This is a genomic window from Isoptericola cucumis (assembly GCF_014635665.1).
In the GTDB taxonomy this organism is placed as follows: Bacteria; Actinomycetota; Actinomycetes; order Actinomycetales; family Cellulomonadaceae; genus Isoptericola; species Isoptericola cucumis.
The window spans coordinates 269,549-285,920 of the sequence record NZ_BMDG01000003.1; the positions used below are offsets into that span (position 1 = coordinate 269,549).

Consider the following 16,372-nt stretch of genomic DNA (forward strand, 5'->3'; position numbering starts at 1 on the left):
GGAGGGTCCAGCAACGGGTGCTCGTCGTGGCGATCCTGGCCTCGTTCGTCTCGTTCCTCGACGGGACGGTCGTCAACGTGGCGCTGCCCGCGATCGCGGACGAGCTGGGCGGGCCCGGCGCCGCGGGGCTGAGCCTGCAGCAGTGGGTGGTGGACGGCTACCTCGTCACCCTCGGGTCGCTGATCCTCGTGGCAGGCTCCCTGTCGGACGTGCACGGCCGCAAGCGCGTGCTCGGGCTCGGGCTCGTCGGCTTCGCGGTCGCGTCGGCGCTGTGCGCGCTCGCGCCGACCGGCCCGGTGCTGGTGGTCGCACGGATGCTGCAGGGCGTCGCCGGCGCCCTCCTGGTGCCGAGCTCGCTGGCGCTCATCATCTCCACCTTCGACGGCGAGGCGCAGGGGCGCGCGATCGGCCGGTGGACGGCCTGGACCGGGACCGCCATGATCGTCGGCCCGTTCGTCGGCGGCGGGCTCGTGGACCTGGCGTCGTGGCGCTGGGTCTTCTGGATCAATCTGCCGGTCGTCGTGGTCACCCTGGTCCTGCTGCGCAAGGTGCCGTCGCCGGAGGCCGCCGTCGCGGGCCGCCGGGTCGACGTGCCCGGCGCGGTGCTCGCGGCGGTCGGGCTCGCCGCGGCGGTGTTCGGGCTCATCGAGCGCATCTGGCCCGCCGTCGTCGCCGGCGGTGTCCTGCTCGTCGTCTTCGTCCTCTGGGAGCGCAGGGCGCGCGACCCGATGCTGCCGTTGCGCCTGTTCGCGGCCCGCAACTTCGCCTGGGGGAACGTCGCCACGTTCGCCGTCTACGGGGCGCTGTCGCTCGGCGGCTTCGTGCTCACCCTGTTCCTCCAGCAGGTCGCCGGGTACTCGGCCACGGCCGCGGGGGTGGCCCAGCTCCCGACGACGATCGCGATGCTGGCGCTGTCCACCCGCTTCGGCACGCTCGCCGGCCGCTACGGCGCGCGCTGGTTCATGACGATCGGGCCGGTCGTGGCGGGCGTCGGGTACCTGCTCATGCTCACGATGGACGAGAGCGCCGACTACCTGACCCAGGTGCTGCCCGGCCTGCTCGTGTTCGGGCTCGGCCTGTCGATCACGGTGGCGCCCCTGACCGCCGCGATCCTCGGCGCGGCTCCGACCGCGGACGCCGGCATCGCGTCCGCGGTCAACAACGCGGTGTCCCGGGTGGCCGGGCTCGTCACCGTGGCCCTCGTCGGGGTGATCGTCGGCGGGACGCTCGACGTCGACTCGTTCCACCGGGCGCTGATCGTGACCGCGGGCCTGCTCGTCGCCGGCGGCCTGGTGAGCCTGGCCGGCATCCGCGACCCCCGGCGGTCCGCGGGGGACCGGGCGGTCACAGGGGCAGCTTGAAGCCCTCGTGCGACTGCGCGTAGCCGAGCGACCGGTAGAACCGGTGCGCCTCCGGGCGCTGCTTGTCGGACGTGAGCTGCGCGAGGGCGCAGCCGCGCTCGCGGCCACGGGAGTGCGCGTGCTCCATGAGCGCCCGGCCCAGGCCCCGCCCGCGCAGCCGCGCGTCCACCCGCACGGCCTCGACCAGCAGCCGGGTGGCGCCGTTGCGGGAGATGCCGGGCACGAACGTCAGCTGCATGACGCCGACGACCTCGCCGTCCAGCTCCGCGACGACGAGCTCGTCGTTCCCGCTGGCCTCGATCGCCTCGAAGCCCGCGACGTGCGCGGGCCCGAACGACCCGGTGCGGGCGGCGGCGACGGCGTCGTCGGCGATGAGCTCGACGACGCGCGCGAGGTCGTCGCGGACGGCGGGGCGGAAGGCGACGCGCGCGGGGTCGGCGGGGGAGTCGGGCACGGCCTGGAGAATACCGGGCCGTACGCCGGCTCCTCGGCTGGGCGCGGCGCCTGCCGGAACGGGACGGCCGTCCGGCAGCGAGGGACGCGCCGTCTGCCACGGGCGTACGTCCGCGACAGGCGTGCCGGGGACGGGGCAGGCTGGGCGGCATGAGACTCCTGGTGCTGGGTGGGTCCGCGTTCCTGTCGAGGGCGGTCGCGGCGGACGCCGCGGCGCGCGGCCACGAGGTGGTCGCGGTGAACCGCGGGCGGTCGGGTGCGGTGCCCGACGGCGTCCGCCACGTCGTCGCCGACCGCGACGGCCCGTTCCCCGCCGCGACGGCCGCAGAGGCGTTCGACGCCGTCGTCGACGTCTCGCGCACGCCGTCGCACGTGCGCAAGGCGGTGGCCGCGCTGCCGGAGGCGCACTGGGTGTTCGTGTCGACGATCAACGTCTACGCGGACGACTCCGACCCGGGCGGCCCGGGCGCCGGCCGGCTGCGCGACCCGGAGCCCGACGACGTCGACGCCGCGGGGAGCCCCGAGGCCTACGGGGCGATGAAGGTCGCGTGCGAGAACCTCGTGCTCGAGGGTGCCGGCAGCGCCGCCGTCGTGCGGCCCGGGCTGGTCGTGGGGCCCGAGGACCCGAGCGGCCGGTTCGCCTACTGGCCCGCGCGGATGGCTCGGCTGCTCGACGACGACGCGACCGAGGTGCTGGCACCCGGTCACCCGGACGACCCCATGCACGTGATCGACGCGCGCGACCTCGCCGCCTGGCTGGTCGACCTCGCCGAGCGGCGCGTCGAGGGGGTGTTCGACGGCGTCGGTCCGGCCTCGACGGTCGGGGAGCTGCTCGCCGCGGTGGCGCGCGGGTGCGGCGCCGAGCCCCGCTGGCGATGGGCCGACGACGCGACGCTCGAGGCGGCCGACGTCCGGCCCTGGTCGGGGGAGCGCTCGCTGCCGCTGTGGCTGCCGCGGCCCGAGTACGACGGGATGCGGGCGCACGACCCCGCCCCGGCGCTCGCGGCGGGGCTGACGACGCGTCCCGTCGCCGACACGGCCCGCGACACGCTCGCGTGGCTGCGCGCGACGCCGGACGCTGCCGTCACCGGGCTCACCGCCGCCGAGGAGGCGGAGGTTCTTGCCGGCCTGCCGGGCGGACGCCGGCCCGACCGGTCCTGACGCCGGAGTCTCGTTCGTCACTTTCCGTCCCGGCCGGCGCCCGCGGGCCGCGGCACGGGCTTACGGTCGAAGGGTCAGCGCCCCTTCCCTCACGAGGGCGACGGGGCGGCCGTTCCGTCCCGTCCGGGCCGTCGTCACGCAGGTCGCGTCCCGCCCGCCGGGCCGGGGTGCGAAGGAGGATGGACATGACGACAGGCAGCGGTCTCGCGGGTCGGGTGGCGCTCGTGACGGGCGGCGGTTCGGGCATCGGCGAGGCGGTGAGCAAGGAGCTCGCGGCGCACGGCGCCCAGGTCGTGGTGACGGACATCCGCCTCGACGCCGCCCAGCGCGTGGCCGACGAGATCAAGGCCGCCGGCGGCGAGGCCGCCGCGTTCGAGCAGGACACGGCGGTCAAGGAGGACTCCGTCAGGGCCGTCGAGTTCGCGAAGGCCACCTTCGGCGGGCTGAACTACGCGGTGAACAACGCAGGCATCGGCGGCAAGCAGGCGCCGGCAGGGGAGACCGACCTCGACGACTGGGACCGCGTCATCGACATCAACCTCAACGGCGTGCTCTACGGGATGCGGGCCCAGATCCCGGCGATGCTGGAGCAGGGCGCGGCGCAGAGCGCCATCGTCAACATGGCGTCGATCCACGGCACCGTGGCGGCCCTCGGGAACGGCGCGTACACGGCCGCCAAGCACGGCGTCGTCGGCCTCACGAAGAACGCCGCCGCCGAGTACGGCCCGCAGGGCCTGCGCGTCAACGCCGTCGGCCCGGCGTACATCAAGACGCCGCTGGTCGAGTCGAGCCTGCCGCCCGAGGCGCGCGAGGCGCTCGTCGCCAAGCACCCGCTCGGCCGGCTGGGCGAGCCCGAGGAGGTCGCCCAGGTGGTGCGGTTTCTGTTGTCCGACGACGCGTCCTTCGTCACGGGCGCGTACTGGCTCGTGGACGGCGGCTACACGGCCGTCTGACCCGTGCGCACGACGACGGCCCGCCCCGGTCCCGGGGCCGGCCGTCGTCGTGCGTGCGCTCAGGCCTGCGCCAGGCCGGCGGCGAGCTCGTCGACGAGGTCGAAGCCCTCCTGCAGGCCGCCCTCCATGCCGGAGGACACGATCGCGTCGCGGACCTCGGTGCTGGGGGCCCGGGTGATCAGCGTGAGCGTGGTGCGGCCGTCGTGCTCCACGAAGGAGTACGTGTTGAGGGTGGCCGCCGAGTCGCCGTCGGGCATGCCCTCGAAGACCTCCGTGTGCACGAGGCGCTCGGTGGGGACCACCTCCGTGAACTCGCCGTGGAAGGCGACCTCGAAGCCGCCCTCCGCCTCCATGACGTAGCGGTAGGCGCCGCCCGGTCGCGGGTCGATCTCGACGCTCGTGACGGTGCCGCGCAGCCCGGCCCACCAGCGGGCGATCAGGTCGGGCTCGGTGAACACCCGCCAGACGGCGGCCGCCGGCGCGGCGAACTCGCGCGTGACCTGGATGTCGGTGTCGTTCGGCAGCGTCAGGACGGCGCTGCCCTTGCGTGATGACGGGGTCGTGCTGGTCATGGTCGTTCTCCTCGTGCGTCAGGTCGGTCGTCAGGTGACTCGTCCATCTCGTCGAGCAGCTCGTCGATGAGCGCGAACCGCTCCTCCCAGAGCCGCTCGAACCGCCCGGCCCACTCGTGGATCTCCTGCAGGGGCCGGGCGTCGGTGCGGTAGAGGCGACGACGGCCGTCGTCGCGGACCTCGACCAGCCCGACCTCGCGCAGCACCCGCAGGTGCTTGGAGACGACGGGCTGGGCGACGTGGAGCAGCTCGACGAGCTCGCCGACGCTGCGTTCCTGCTGAGCCAGGGCGTCGAGGATCTCGCGGCGCCGGGGCTCGGCCACCGCGTTGAACGCGTCCGTCGTCGTCGCTGCTCGTGCCATGACCCCTAATGTATTCCGATATCGGAATGTGTCAAGAGGTGGGGTTGCAGCGGGCCGCCATCGTGGCGAGCAGACCGACGTCGGGGCGCCACGGCTCGAGGTTCCAGGTGGCCTTGTCCGGCGCCCCGATCGCGTGGCACTCGAGCTGGTCGCGCATGGTCGCGGTGTCCACCTCGGGGTCCGAGGCCGTCAGCTCGGCCCAGGCGACGTCGACCCCCGCCTGCCCCGCCTCGCGCGTCCAGTCGCTCGGCGTGACGGCGAGCGAGCGGCCGCCCTCGCGCTCGCCCCAGTCGGCGCCCGACACCCCTGCCGTGCCGAGGACGGTCGTGACCTCGTCCGGCGGCTCGTCGCCCGCCGCGCGCACCTCGAGGCGCGTGTCGTCGACGGCGACGAGGCGGGCACCACGTGGCGCCGTCAGCCCGCCGACGGGGACGCCGTCGTCGAGCACCGTGACGCTGCCGTCCGGGTGGGTCGCGAACGCGCCCGGCGACGTCAGCGTGACGAGGGGTGCGGGCGGGTCGGGCGTGCCGCCGGGAGTCGGCTCGACCCCGCTGGGCGTCTCCTCGACGAGAGTGCCCGGCCGCAGGGTCATCGTCGCCGTGCCGTCGTCGCGCGCGGGGGAGACCTGCACCGCGGGGTCGCCGGCCGCCGACGCAGGGACGGTCGCCTCCAGCGTGACCGCACCCGCCGAGACCCGGACGCTCTCCGGCGTCGGGGTGGGCGTGGCCGGCGACGTCGCGGTGGTCGGCGGTGGTGTCCGGTCGGGCGCCGGGTCGGCCGGGCTGCACGCGCCGAGGGCGAGGGCGGCAAGGAGCGGGGGCGTCAGCACGGCGGCGCGCAGTGCCGGGCGGGGAGGTGATCGACGGCCGGGGTGCACGCCGTCAGTCTCCGTCACGAGCGGCCGGTCGTGCGCGACCTGTGGGCAAGACCCTGGCCAACGAAGTGAGGGTCGCCTAACCTTACCTGTGTGAGCACCAACGGCCCCCGCAAGCCCGTCGACCCGCACGTCCTCGTGGCGCAGGTCGTGACGACCAAGCAGGTGAGCCCGCACCTGCGGCGCGTCACCCTCGGCATCGACGACATCGACCGCCTGACCCTCGTCGGCGACGACCAGTGGTTCCGGCTCTTCCTCCCGCGACCGGGGCAGGACGCGCTGCGCCTGCCGTCGCGCACCTCGAGCCTCGGTTGGTACGCGCAGTACCTCGCCATGCCGCGGCCCCGGCGGCCCCTCGTGCGCAACTACACGATCCGCGCCGCCCGGCCGGAGCTGCGCGAGATCGACGTGGACCTCGTGCTGCACGGCGACGACGACGCCCACGCGGGGCCGGGCGCCACGTTCGCCCGCACCGCCCGCCCGGGGGACACGGTCGGGATCCTCGACCAGGGCGCCTACCACCGCCCGCGCGCGGAGTGCGGCTGGACGCTGCTCGTGGCCGACGAGAGCGGGCTGCCTGCCGTCGCCGGCATCTGCGAGTCCCTGCCCGACGACGCGCGCGGGGTCGCCGTCGTCGAGGTGCCCACCGCCGACGACCGGCAGGACTTCCGGGTGCCCGACGGCGTGGACCTGCGGTGGGTCGAGCGCGACCGCGCGGCGGCCGACGACCCGGCCCTCGGCGCGGTCCCTGGCAGGGCCGCCCTCGCGTTCGTGCGGCAGGCCGAGGTCCCCGCGGGCACCGGGTACGCGCTGGTGGCGGGCGAGCAGGCGCTCGCCGCGGGCGTGCGGCGGCACCTCGTCAACGAGCGGCAGTGGTCGAAGGCGCACGTCGACTTCGTCGGGTACTGGCGGCACGGCAAGGCGTCGCCCAGCTGAGCGGCGCCCGGGCGGAGCGAGCGCCGGGCTACTCCACCAGCACGACCTCGTGCGGCGACGTGTTGAGCCGCACGGCGGCGCCGGGGGTGTCGGCCAGGCCGGGCACGCCGGTGGGGAAGGCGACGACGATGTCCTCGATGCGGACGCCGAACTCGCCGGGCAGGTAGATCCCGGGCTCCACGGAGAAGCACATGCCGGGCTCGATCGGTGTCTCCTCGCCCTCGACCATGTACGGAGGTTCGTGCGTCGTCAGGCCGATGCCGTGCCCCGTGCGGTGCACGAAGAACTCGCCGAACCCGGCGGCGTCGACGACGGCGCGCGCGGCGCGGTCCACGTCCTGGCACGTCGCGCCCGGCAGGACGGCGTCCACGCCGGCCTGCTGCGCGGCCCGCACGACGTCGTGCACCTCGCGCTCCCGGTCCGTGAGCGGGCCCACGTGCACGGTGCGGGTGGTGTCGGAGCCGTAGCCGTCCGCGAGGCCGCCGAAGTCCATCACGACCATGTCGCCCGCGCGGATCACCCGGTCGCCGGCCTCGTGGTGCGGGTCGGCGCCGTTCTCGCCCGCGCAGACCAGGGTGAAGTCGACCTGCTCGTGCCCGTGGTCGCGCAGCAGCGCGTCCAGGTCGGCCGCGACCTCGCACTCGGCGCGGCCCGCGAACGGTCGCCGGACGATCTCCGCGAAGACGGCGTCGGCGCCCGCCCCGGCCGCGGCGAGCCGGGCGACCTCCTCGGGCGACTTGGACGCACGCAGCATCGGCAGCGCCGTGGTCACGGCCGCGTACGACGACGCCGGCAGCGCCCGCTGCAGCCCCAGCACGTGCAGCGCCCACGCGGCGTCGCTGATCGCGTACCGGCCGTCGGGCCGCAGCAGCCGCGCGGCCACCTGGTGCTCGTCCTCGCCGTCCGACCACGGGACGGCCTCCACGCCGCCGACCGCGCCGACCTCGAGGTCGTGGGCCTCGAGCCGGGGGACGACCGCGACCGGGTCGCCGCCCGCGGGCAGCACGAGCATCGTGAGCCGCTCGAGGTCGGCGGCGGGCGTGTAGCCGAGGAAGTAGCGCAGGTCCGGGCCGGGCGTCAGGAGGAGGCCCGCGAGCCCGGCGGCCGCGGCCTGGGCGGAGGCACGCGCGCGGCGGTCGGAGTAGACGGAGGCGTCGAAGGGCGTCATGGGCCCAGGGTGCCGCCTGGCGCCCCGCGGCGCACCCAGGCACGCGCCCGGACGCACCCCGACGCGCCGTCAGACGCGCACGACGACCTTGCCGCGGGTGTGGCCGGACTCGTTGGCGCGGTGCGCGTCGGCGGCGTCGGCCAGGTCGAAGACCTGGTCCACCTCGACCGCGACCTTGCCCGCGTCGATCAGCGCGGCGAGCGCCTCGAGGTCGGCCACCGACGGGCGCACCCACACGTAGTGGCCGCCGTGGTCGTCGCGGGCGGCGTCGTCGACGACGGAGGCGATGGTGCCGCCGTCGGCCAGGACCGCGGCGCTGGTGGCGACGGCGTCGCCGCCGACGTAGTCCAGCGCGACGTCGACGCCGTCCGGGGCGAGCGCCCGGACGCGGTCCGCGAGGCCGTCGCCATAGGTCAGCGGCTCGGCGCCGAGGCCGCGCAGGAAGTCGTGGTTGCGCTCGCTGGCGGTGCCGAGCACCCGGGCGCCCAGCGCGCGGGCGATCTGCACCGCGAACGCGCCCACGCCGCCCGCGGCGGCGTGCACCAGGACGGTCTGCCCCTCGTGGACCCCGGCGCGGCGGATCGTCTGGTAGGCGGTCAGCCCGGCGAGCGGGACAGCCGCGGCCTCCTCGAACGTCAGCGAGGCGGGCTTGCGGGCGAGGGTCCGCACGGGCGCGGCGACGAGCTCGGCGAACGCGCCGCCCTGCACCACGTCCTTGCGCACGTAGCCGTAGACCTCGTCCCCGACGGCGTACTCGGTGGCGTCCAGGCCCACCTGCTCGACGACACCGGCGACGTCCCAGCCGGGCACGGCGGGGAAGTGGGTGTCGAGGATCGCGTCGAGGTAGCCGCCACGGACCTTCCAGTCCACGGGGTTGACGCTCGCGGCCCGGACGCGGACCAGGACGGAGTCGGGGGCGACCTTCGGGGTCGGCTGGTCGGTGAGCTCGAGGACGTCGGCGCCGCCGAAGCGGGAGTAGGTGATCGCTCGCATGCCGGGGCAACCCGGACGGGGCCGCGGAACTTCCCGCGGCCCGGTCCGAGCTGCCCGGTCCGAGCTGCCGGGCGCCGCCGGCAGGTCAGCCCATCGTGTTGACGATGAGCCCGATGTGGGTGAAGAAGTTCATCGCCCCGAACAGCAGGAACGCCACGCCCGCGAGGCCCCACGCCCAGCCGATGACGACGCGCAGCCCCCGCGCGGCACCGTCGCGCAGCGCGAACGGGAAGAGGATCGCCCCGAGCCCGACCAGCGCGATCAGGCCGGACATGAAGATCGCCTCGACGAGGGGGTAGGCGGCGAAGGCGCCGGAGATCGGCTCCTCGGGCGGCGCGGCGAAGAGCTGGTACGTCACGCCGGCGACCGCGATGGCGATCAGGCCGAGACCCATGCCGAGCACGAAGACGGAGACCGGCCGGGCGACGGCGCGCAGGTGGTCGGTGGCGTCCTCGCGGGCGAGCGCGGCCCGGCCCCGGGTCCACAGGTAGAACGCGGCGGCGAGGAGCAGGACGCCGAACGCGAGGCTCGTCTCGCCGAAGATGATGTTGTCGAACGGGAAGCCGCCGGCGGCCAGCGGCCACGTGAGCGTCATGTGCAGGCCGGTGGCCGTGAGGATGAGGCCGAGGACGCCGAACGCGAGCGACCAGCCCTCGACGACGACCTTGCCCGGCGAGCGGAGCAGGTCGCGGCCCAGCATGACCAGCAGGATCAGGCCGGCGCCCACGGCGACGGACATCACGGTGTTGTAGGTGGGCATCTGCGCCCAGTCGATCACGAGCCCCTGCGCAGGCATGGTCGTCCTTTCTCGGGTGGTGCCGCCGTCGGCGGCTGTCATTCCCATAAACCATACGTGCGTATGAATAATTCCAACGGTGCTCCCCGATGGCGCCTACGATGGGTCGCGTGACCCGGCCCGACCGTGCGACCGGCGCCACCGCGCCCCGGTCGCGCCGGATGGTGCAGGGGCGCGGCGCCGACAAGCAGCGTCTGATGACGGACGCGGCCGCCGTGCTGCTCATCGAGGAGGGCTTCGCCGCCCTGACCCACCGGCGGGTCGCCGAGGCGGCCGGGCTCCCGCAGGGCTCGGCGTCCTACTACTTCCCCAGCAGCGGAGCGCTCGTGGCCGCCGCGGTCGAGGCGGCGGAGGACGTGCGCGCCGCGTCGGCGACCGCGGCCGCCGACGCCCTGCCGCGCCGGCGCCGGTCGGCGGCGACGACGGCGCGGCTGCTGGTCGAGGTGCTGTACGCGCCGCACGTCGACGACGCCGTCGTCGCCCGGCGGCTCGACCCGATGATGACGGCGATGCGCGACCCCGCGCTGCAGCCGATCATGCGCCGGTCCCGCCCTCGCCTGCTCGCCGCGGCCCGCACCGTGCTCGACGCGTCCGGGTTTGCGTCCGTGTGCGCCGACCCCCAGGACGTCGACCTGGTTGCCCACCTGGTCGATGCCGCCTTGCTGACGGCGGCGTCGTCGGGGGCCGAGCGCGTGCTCGACCGTGCGACCGGCACCGTGGCCCGGCTGCTCGAACGGTGGGGCTGACGCATGTCCTGGGTGCGCGCCCGGCCGGCCGCGGCCGGCGTGCCGATCACGGCCGGCCGGCGGCGACCTTCGCGAGCAGCTCCGCGGCGGCGCGCGGGCGGACCAGCCAGCCCAGGTGGCTGGAGGTCAGGGTGTGCACGGCGTAGGGGTTGTCGGGCGTGAGGGCGTCGCCCTCACGGATCAGCCGGTCCTGCATCGCGAGGGGCAGGCTCGCGTCCTCGCTCAGCCGCACGTAGGTGCGGGGCACCGTGCCCCAGGTCTCGGCCCGGGCCACGTCGTCGGCGGTGCCCGGGTCGAGGTTCTCGTCGGGCTGGAACGTGCTGAGGAAGGTGCGGAACTCGTCGTCGGTGCCGTCGGCGAGGAAGACGGCCTTGAGCCGGGCGAGGAGCTGCGGGTCGGCGGTGCGGAAGTTGCAGCGCAGCAGCCCGACGTCGGCCGGGTCCGCCGCGAGCGCCCCGGCGAGCGCCGCCGCGTCGACCGACGCCATCTCCGGCTCGGCGTTGTAGGCGGCCGCGTCGAGCACGACCGGCGCCCAGGCGGACACGTACACGAGCCGGTCGACGAGGTCGGGGCGGGAGTTCGTGACGGCCGTGGCCGTGACGCCGCCGCGGCTGTGGGCGACGAGAACCACCGGGCCGTGCTCGCGTGCCCGCTCGAGGACGTCGATCACGTGGGCGGCGTTGTCGGCCAGCGTGACGCCCTTGAGGACGCCGGGCGTCGTGGCCAGGGCGGCGAGGTCCTGCGGGGCCTGGTAGGCGCCGGGGTAGGTCGCCGCGAAGCCGTGGCCGGGCAGGTCGACCGCGAGCGAGCGCAGCCCCAGCAGGGCGAGCTCCGCCTGCAGCGGCGCGAACGAGAACGAGTTGGCGAAGGCGCCGTGGACGAGCACGAACGTCGGCATGGGCGGCATGGGGCCTCCAGTCGGGGATGTCGGTGCCGTCAGCATCCGTGGCCGAGCGGGCGGGATCAAGGACGGAAGTCCGCACCGGCGTGAACCGGTGCTTCACGATCCGCGCCGTCAGACCAGCACGTCGCCGTCGCGGGCGACGACCCTCCCGCCCGCGACGACCAGGGCGCGCCGCGGGGCGCGGACCACCGCGTCGGGCACGTTCTCGGCGTCGACGAGGACGACGTCGGCGGGCGCGCCGACGACGAGGTCGTGCGCCGGGCGCCCGACGAAGCGCGCGGCGTCGCACGACGCGACGCGCGCCGCGGTGACCAGCTCCTCGTCGTGGCGGAAGCCGGAGAGCCGCGCGAGCTGCGTGGTGAGGGCGAGCAGGTCGCCCGTGCCGTAGGGCGACCACAGGTCGCGGATGCCGTCGGTGCCCAGGCCGACGGGCACGCCGGCGGCGCGCAGCGCGAGCAGCGGCAGGGGAGCGGCCCCGATCGGGGCCACCGTGGTCATGGTGATCCCGGCCTCGCCCATCGTCGCGACCAGGTCCGCCTGGCGGGCGGCGGGCAGCTGGCCGACGGCGAAGCCGTGCGCCACGTTGACCCGGCCCTGCAGCCCGGCGCGCAGGGTGCGGTCGATCATCAGCTCGACCTGGAACGCGCCGAGCTCGCCGCCGTCGTGCAGGTGCACGTCGATCCCGACGCCGCGCCGCTCCGCGATCGCGAACAGCCCGTCGAGCTGGCCGACCGGGTCGCGGTCGATCGACGCCGGGTCGAGCCCGCCCACGTGCTCGGCCCCGGCCACGGCCGCACGGTCGAGCAGGTCCAGCACGCCCGGCCGCCGCAGCACGCCGTCCTGCGGGAAGGCGACGATCTCGGCGTGCACGGCGCCGCCCAGGGCGGCGACCGCCTCGCGCACCGCCTCGATGCCGCGCAACCCGACGCCGAGGTCGACGTCCACGTGCGTGCGCAGGGCGGTCGTGCCGGTGCGGACGGACTCGCGCAGCACGGCCAGCGTGACGTCCACGCCAGGGATGCCGAGCTCGTCGCGGTGCGCCCGCTCGTGCGCGATCCGGCCCAGGACGCCGCCCTCGCCGCCGTAGCTCACCCACGGCTTGCCCCACCACGACTTGTCCACGTGCGCGTGCGCGTTCACCAGCCCCGGCAGCGCCAGCAGGCCGCGGCCGTCGACGACGCCGTCGACGGCGCCTTCCCCGGCGTCGGCGGAGCCCTCGGCTCGGTCCGCGTCGTGCGGGACGACGGCGGTGATGACGCCGTCGGCCACGTGCAGGTCGCTGTGCCCGCCGCCCCAGGGGCGGACGTCGCGCAGGACGGTGACGGCGGTGGGGGAGCTGGTCATGAGGCGTCTTCCTCGTCTGTCGTGTCGGGGAGCGTGACCGGGACGACCGTCTCCGGCCGGCCCGGGACGCGGATCTCGTAGGACGTGTCGGTGCCGGCGAGGGCGTCGTCGAGCGGCACCACGGTCATACCGTCCCACCACCCGTCCTGCGTGTACCCACCGGCGAGCACCCCGAACAGCCTGCCTTCTGCGCCGCGCCACGTGCTGACCGTCTCGTGCCGGCGGTCGGTGGGCAGCACGGTGGAGCCGCCGTCCGGGGCCACGACCTCGATGCTCGGGCCGGAGCCGGCGTTGCCGAACGGTCCGTTGCCGGCGACGACGAGCGTGCCGTCGTCCGCCCGGGCCACGCCGTGCTGGTGGGTGTCGGCGGCGAGCTCGGTGGTGGACACCTCGCCGCTGTCGGGGTCGACCCGGGCGAGCGCCCGCCCCTGGTACGGCAGCAGCAGGTCGCCGTCGTCGAGCACCGCGTAGTGCGGCTTCTCGAACGACGCGAGCCCGCCCTCGGTGCCGAACGGCGCGACCTGGATCGGGCGCGCCTCGCCCGTACCGCCGCCGGGCCGGACGTCGACGACCGTCACCGTGAACGCGTCGTGGTCGACCGTGTAGACCTCGGCGCCGTCGTCGCCGAGCAGCACGTCGAACGGGCGCAGCCCGACGGGCGTGGACCGGCGGACGTCGCCGCTGCTCACGTCGATGGACTCCAGGTACGACCGGTCGCCCGTGCTCACCGCGACGTGCACCGTCTCGCCGTCGGGGGAGACCGCGAGGCCCAGCCCGCCCGGCCGGTACTCGCCGTGCGCGACGTGGTCGGGCGCGTGCCGGTAGCGCAGCAGTTCGGTGCGCCGGCCGGCTTCGAGGTCGACCACGGCGACCCCCTCGGCCGTCGAGACGAACGCGCGCCCGGTCTCCTCGTGCACGGCCACGTCCCACGGAGCCGCGCCCACGGGGATCTCGTCCACGACGGCGGACCCGCGGCGGTCGCGCGGGTCGACGACGGCGAGCGCGTCGCCCTCCGCCAGCGTGGCCAGCAGGAGCCGCCGGGGCGTGGTGTCCGGTGACGAGGGGCCCGGCGGCGCACCGCTCGGCGTCGCGGGCGCGCAGGCCGCGACGCCGAGCAGCGCGAGCAGGGCGAGGGCGGCGCCCCGTCGCCGGGAGGTCAGCTCAGCCCCTTCAGCGTCTCGAGCCCGGCCGCGGCGCACGACTCGTCGACCGCGCCGTCGGGCGCGCCACCCACGCCGATGCCGGCGATCGACGCGTCCCCGTCCTTCACGGGCACGCCGCCGGCGAGGTACATCGTGCCCGGCAGGTCCGCAATCGACGGGCCGTGGTCCGCGACCCGCTCGGCGAGCTCGCTCGTCGGGGCGCCGAACGCCGCCGCGGTGTACGCCTTGCGCTGGGCGGCCTCGAGCGTGTGCTCGGCCGCGTCGTCGCCGCGGAGCATCGCCTGCACCTGGCCGTTGCGGTCGACGACCGCCACGGTGACGAACGGCACGTCCTGCGCCTGGCACTCGGCGAGCGCCGCCTCGGCGGCCCGCGTCGCGCCCGCCACCGTCACGCGCGGCACGTCCTGCACGTCCGGGCCGCCCTTGCCCGCGCCCTGCCCGACGGACTGCTCGGCGGCCTGCTCGACGGACTGTGCCGCCGGCGGCGCGTCCGCCTCCGCGCCCGGGGCGGTGAGGGTCGTCGCGGCGATCCCGGCGGTGGCGACGACGGCGACGCCCGCGAGGGCGAGGACGGTCGCGCGGCGACGGGGGTGACGGTCTGCGGCGGTGTGCCCGTTGCCGGGCATGGTCTCGGTCATGGTGCTGCCTCTCGCGTCTGGAACGGCCCCCGGTGCGGGGGTGCCACCAGGCTCCGACGCGGCGGCCTGCCCGGGCATCGGCTCGACGTCGCGCCGGCTCTCATCCGAACGGATGAGGTGCGGTCCGCCGCCGGCGGGCTAGCGTGGACGCTCGTGCCCGTCTCCCTCACCCGCGGGGTGCACGTCGCGTTCGCCGCCCTGGTCGTGACGTCGGCCCTGCGCTACCTGACGAACCACGGCCCCGGCGGGCGGTGGTGGCTCGTGGTGCTGCTGACCCTCGGGGTCGGCGCCGCGTACGCCGTGCTCGTCGTGCTCGCGCGGCGGCCTGCGACGGCCGCGGCGCACGTCGTCCTCGGCCTGCTGCTCGCGGGCTGGCTCGTGCTCGTGCTCGTCGCGCCGAGCTTCGCGTGGTCGGCGATCCCGCTGTTCTTCGTCTGCCGCAGCCTCGTGCCCGCCCCCGGGGCGCACGTGCTCGTGGGGGCCGTGGCCGTCGTCACCGGCGCGGCCCTGTGGCAGCTGTCCGGCGGGACCGACTGGGCGGCCGCCGTCGCGCCGCTCGTCGTGGCCGTGCTGCTCAGCCTCGCCTACGACGCGATCGTGCGGCAGGCGACCGAGCGCGTGCGCCTGCAGCGCGAGGTCGCGGTGCTCGCCGAGCGGGAACGCGTCGCGCGCGAGATCCACGACACCCTCGCGCAGTCCCTGTCGTCGGCCGTGCTGCACCTGGAGGCCGCGGACCAGCGCTGGGACGACCCCTCCGGCGACACCCGGGACACCGCGCGCGACGACGTGCGGCAGGCCGCCGTCGTCGTGCGGGGGGCGCTCGGGCAGACGCGCGAGCTGGTGCACGACCTCGTGGAGCCTGCCGTGGCGCGCGACGGCGTCGCCCCGGCCGAGCTGGAGGCTGCCGTGCTGTCGGCCGCGCGCCGGCACGTGCCGGACGCCGAGCTGACCGTGGTCGGCGAGCGCACCGGCGTCGGCCCGGACGTGGCGCACGCCCTGGCGCGCATCGCGCAGAGCGCGGTGGCCAACACGCGCCGGCACGCCGGGCCCGCGCGGCTCGGGCTCACGATCACCTACCTGCCGGACGCCGTGGCGCTCGACGTCTTCGACGACGGCCGCGGGTTCGACGTGGGCGCCGTCGCGTCCCGGACGGTCGGCGCCACGGGCGGCTTCGGGCTGCGCGCCATGCGCCAGCGGGTCGAGCAGCTCGGTGGGACGATCACCGTGGAGAGCACGCCCGGGGAGGGCACCGTGGTCGGCGTGCAGCTGCCGGCCGGGGCCGGACGGGAGGAGGGCGCGCGATGACCGGACCGACGACGGGCCCCATCACCGTGCTGCTGGTCGACGACCACCACGTGGTCCGGGCGGGGCTGCGCGCCCTGCTCGACTCGCAGGCGGACATCGAGGTCGTCGGGCAGGCGTCGTCCGGCGAGGAGGCGCTCGGCGAGGTGGCCGCGCTCGACCCCGACCTGGTCGTCATGGACCTCGCGCTGGGCGACGGCATGGACGGGGTGGCGGCGACGCGCGCCGTGCGGGCCGCGCACCCCCAGGTCCCGGTGCTGGTCTTCAGCGCCTACGACACGGACGCGGACGTGGTGCGCGTCGTCGACGCCGGCGCCATCGGGTACGTGCTCAAGGACGCCCCGCCGGCGGAGATCTTCGCGGCCGTGCGCGGGGCCGTCGTCGGGCGCAGCGTGCTCTCACCGCCCGTCGCGTCGCGGCTGCTGCAGCAGGCCCAGAACCCCGGGAGCGCCCTCACCCCGCGCGAGGCCGAGCTGCTCACGCTGCTCGCCCAGGGGCTGAGCAACCGCGAGCTCGGGCGGCGGCTGTTCATCTCCGAGGCGACCGTCAAGACGCACCTCGCCCACGTGTACGCCAAGCTCGGCGTCGACTCCCGGGCCGCCGCCGTCGCGCTCGCGCTGCGCGGCCAGACGGTGCGCTGACACGG

General features: G+C 75.9%; 18 protein-coding genes. 7 read left to right on the forward strand and 11 right to left on the reverse strand.

Annotated elements, in window-relative coordinates:
- The first annotated feature begins 17 nt into the window (after positions 1-17).
- A complete protein-coding gene (locus tag IEW03_RS05480; protein ID WP_188522792.1) occupies positions 18-1,361 on the forward strand; it encodes an MFS transporter in 1,344 nt (447 codons plus the stop codon).
- Here the strand turns inward: IEW03_RS05480 and IEW03_RS05485 are convergent.
- Positions 1,345-1,815, reverse strand: coding sequence for a GNAT family N-acetyltransferase (locus tag IEW03_RS05485; RefSeq protein WP_188522641.1), 471 nt, complete (start codon positions 1,813-1,815; stop codon positions 1,345-1,347). The genes IEW03_RS05480 and IEW03_RS05485 overlap by 17 nt on opposite strands.
- Before the next feature lie 149 nt (positions 1,816-1,964).
- Between IEW03_RS05485 and IEW03_RS05490 the strand changes: the two genes are divergently transcribed.
- Both IEW03_RS05490 and IEW03_RS05495 read left to right on the forward strand, forming a co-directional pair.
- Positions 1,965-2,975, forward strand: coding sequence for a Rossmann-fold NAD(P)-binding domain-containing protein (locus IEW03_RS05490; RefSeq protein WP_188522642.1), 1,011 nt, complete (start codon positions 1,965-1,967; stop codon positions 2,973-2,975).
- A gap of 185 nt (positions 2,976-3,160) precedes the next feature.
- Positions 3,161-3,928, forward strand: a complete 768-nt coding sequence (locus tag IEW03_RS05495; protein WP_188522643.1) for an SDR family NAD(P)-dependent oxidoreductase — start codon at positions 3,161-3,163, stop codon at positions 3,926-3,928.
- Between the two features lie 59 nt (positions 3,929-3,987).
- Here the strand turns inward: IEW03_RS05495 and IEW03_RS05500 are convergent, their stop codons facing one another.
- From IEW03_RS05500 to IEW03_RS20320, 3 genes are read right to left on the reverse strand one after another with little or no spacing between them, the layout of a single operon-like run.
- A complete protein-coding gene (locus tag IEW03_RS05500; RefSeq protein WP_188522644.1) occupies positions 3,988-4,500 on the reverse strand; it encodes an SRPBCC family protein in 513 nt (170 codons plus the stop codon).
- Complete coding sequence (locus tag IEW03_RS05505; RefSeq protein WP_188522645.1) at positions 4,497-4,862, reverse strand: ArsR/SmtB family transcription factor; 366 nt, start codon at positions 4,860-4,862, stop codon at positions 4,497-4,499. The genes IEW03_RS05500 and IEW03_RS05505 overlap by 4 nt, the downstream gene beginning before the upstream one ends.
- Before the next feature lie 31 nt (positions 4,863-4,893).
- Positions 4,894-5,757, reverse strand: coding sequence for a DUF2599 domain-containing protein (locus tag IEW03_RS20320; RefSeq protein WP_229737560.1), 864 nt, complete (start codon positions 5,755-5,757; stop codon positions 4,894-4,896).
- A gap of 72 nt (positions 5,758-5,829) precedes the next feature.
- On the opposite strand from IEW03_RS20320, the gene IEW03_RS05515 reads away from it, so the two are divergent.
- Positions 5,830-6,672, forward strand: a complete 843-nt coding sequence (locus IEW03_RS05515) for a siderophore-interacting protein (protein ID WP_229737562.1) — start codon at positions 5,830-5,832, stop codon at positions 6,670-6,672.
- A gap of 28 nt (positions 6,673-6,700) precedes the next feature.
- Here IEW03_RS05515 and IEW03_RS05520 read toward each other — a convergent pair whose 3' ends face one another.
- From IEW03_RS05520 to IEW03_RS05530, 3 genes are all read right to left on the reverse strand, one after another.
- A complete protein-coding gene (locus IEW03_RS05520) occupies positions 6,701-7,840 on the reverse strand; it encodes a M24 family metallopeptidase (protein WP_188522646.1) in 1,140 nt (379 codons plus the stop codon).
- Between the two features lie 69 nt (positions 7,841-7,909).
- A complete protein-coding gene (locus IEW03_RS05525; protein WP_188522647.1) occupies positions 7,910-8,833 on the reverse strand; it encodes an NADP-dependent oxidoreductase in 924 nt (307 codons plus the stop codon).
- Between the two features lie 85 nt (positions 8,834-8,918).
- A complete protein-coding gene (locus IEW03_RS05530) occupies positions 8,919-9,671 on the reverse strand; it encodes a DUF981 domain-containing protein (protein WP_229737564.1) in 753 nt (250 codons plus the stop codon).
- 68 nt (positions 9,672-9,739) lie between these two features.
- Between IEW03_RS05530 and IEW03_RS05535 the strand changes: the two genes are divergently transcribed.
- On the forward strand, positions 9,740-10,375 hold the full coding sequence (locus tag IEW03_RS05535) for a TetR/AcrR family transcriptional regulator (RefSeq protein WP_188522648.1): 636 nt from the start codon (positions 9,740-9,742) through the stop codon (positions 10,373-10,375).
- Between the two features lie 46 nt (positions 10,376-10,421).
- On the opposite strand, the gene IEW03_RS05540 is transcribed toward IEW03_RS05535, so the two are convergent.
- From IEW03_RS05540 to IEW03_RS05555, 4 genes are all read right to left on the reverse strand, one after another.
- Positions 10,422-11,273, reverse strand: a complete 852-nt coding sequence (locus IEW03_RS05540; RefSeq protein ID WP_229737565.1) for an alpha/beta fold hydrolase — start codon at positions 11,271-11,273, stop codon at positions 10,422-10,424.
- Positions 11,274-11,390: 117 nt separating this feature from the next.
- Positions 11,391-12,623 carry an amidohydrolase gene (locus IEW03_RS05545; protein WP_188522650.1) on the reverse strand — a complete coding sequence of 411 codons (1,233 nt, stop codon included), beginning with the start codon at positions 12,621-12,623 and terminating at the stop codon, positions 11,391-11,393.
- Positions 12,620-13,822, reverse strand: coding sequence for a YncE family protein (locus IEW03_RS05550; RefSeq protein WP_188522651.1), 1,203 nt, complete (start codon positions 13,820-13,822; stop codon positions 12,620-12,622). Before IEW03_RS05550 ends, IEW03_RS05545 begins: the two co-directional genes overlap by 4 nt.
- Entirely contained in the window at positions 13,780-14,412 is a 633-nt protein-coding gene (locus tag IEW03_RS05555) for a GlcG/HbpS family heme-binding protein (protein ID WP_188522796.1), read from the reverse strand. Before IEW03_RS05555 ends, IEW03_RS05550 begins: the two co-directional genes overlap by 43 nt.
- 165 nt (positions 14,413-14,577) lie before the next feature.
- On the opposite strand from IEW03_RS05555, the gene IEW03_RS05560 reads away from it, so the two are divergent.
- Positions 14,578-15,729, forward strand: coding sequence for a sensor histidine kinase (locus IEW03_RS05560; protein ID WP_188522652.1), 1,152 nt, complete (start codon positions 14,578-14,580; stop codon positions 15,727-15,729).
- Positions 15,726-16,367 carry a response regulator gene (locus IEW03_RS05565; protein WP_188522653.1) on the forward strand — a complete coding sequence of 214 codons (642 nt, stop codon included), beginning with the start codon at positions 15,726-15,728 and terminating at the stop codon, positions 16,365-16,367. The genes IEW03_RS05560 and IEW03_RS05565 overlap by 4 nt, the downstream gene beginning before the upstream one ends.
- Positions 16,368-16,372 lie beyond the last annotated feature (5 nt).

Excerpts from the sequence above, each read along its gene's own strand:
- IEW03_RS05490 (WP_188522642.1), top strand. The coding sequence starts at position 1,965 with ATGAGACTCCTGGTGCTGGGTGGGTCCGCGTTCCTGTCGAGGGCGGTC.
- IEW03_RS05495 (WP_188522643.1), top strand. The coding sequence starts at position 3,161 with ATGACGACAGGCAGCGGTCTCGCGGGTCGGGTGGCGCTCGTGACGGGC.
- IEW03_RS05500 (WP_188522644.1), bottom strand. The coding sequence starts at position 4,500 with ATGACCAGCACGACCCCGTCATCACGCAAGGGCAGCGCCGTCCTGACG.
- IEW03_RS05505 (WP_188522645.1), bottom strand. The coding sequence starts at position 4,862 with ATGGCACGAGCAGCGACGACGACGGACGCGTTCAACGCGGTGGCCGAG.
- IEW03_RS05520 (WP_188522646.1), bottom strand. The coding sequence starts at position 7,840 with ATGACGCCCTTCGACGCCTCCGTCTACTCCGACCGCCGCGCGCGTGCC.
- IEW03_RS05525 (WP_188522647.1), bottom strand. The coding sequence starts at position 8,833 with ATGCGAGCGATCACCTACTCCCGCTTCGGCGGCGCCGACGTCCTCGAG.
- IEW03_RS05530 (WP_229737564.1), bottom strand. The coding sequence starts at position 9,671 with ATGACAGCCGCCGACGGCGGCACCACCCGAGAAAGGACGACCATGCCT.
- IEW03_RS05540 (WP_229737565.1), bottom strand. The coding sequence starts at position 11,273 with ATGCCGACGTTCGTGCTCGTCCACGGCGCCTTCGCCAACTCGTTCTCG.
- IEW03_RS05545 (WP_188522650.1), bottom strand. The coding sequence starts at position 12,623 with ATGACCAGCTCCCCCACCGCCGTCACCGTCCTGCGCGACGTCCGCCCC.
- IEW03_RS05555 (WP_188522796.1), bottom strand. The coding sequence starts at position 14,412 with ATGCCCGGCAACGGGCACACCGCCGCAGACCGTCACCCCCGTCGCCGC.
- IEW03_RS05565 (WP_188522653.1), top strand. The coding sequence starts at position 15,726 with ATGACCGGACCGACGACGGGCCCCATCACCGTGCTGCTGGTCGACGAC.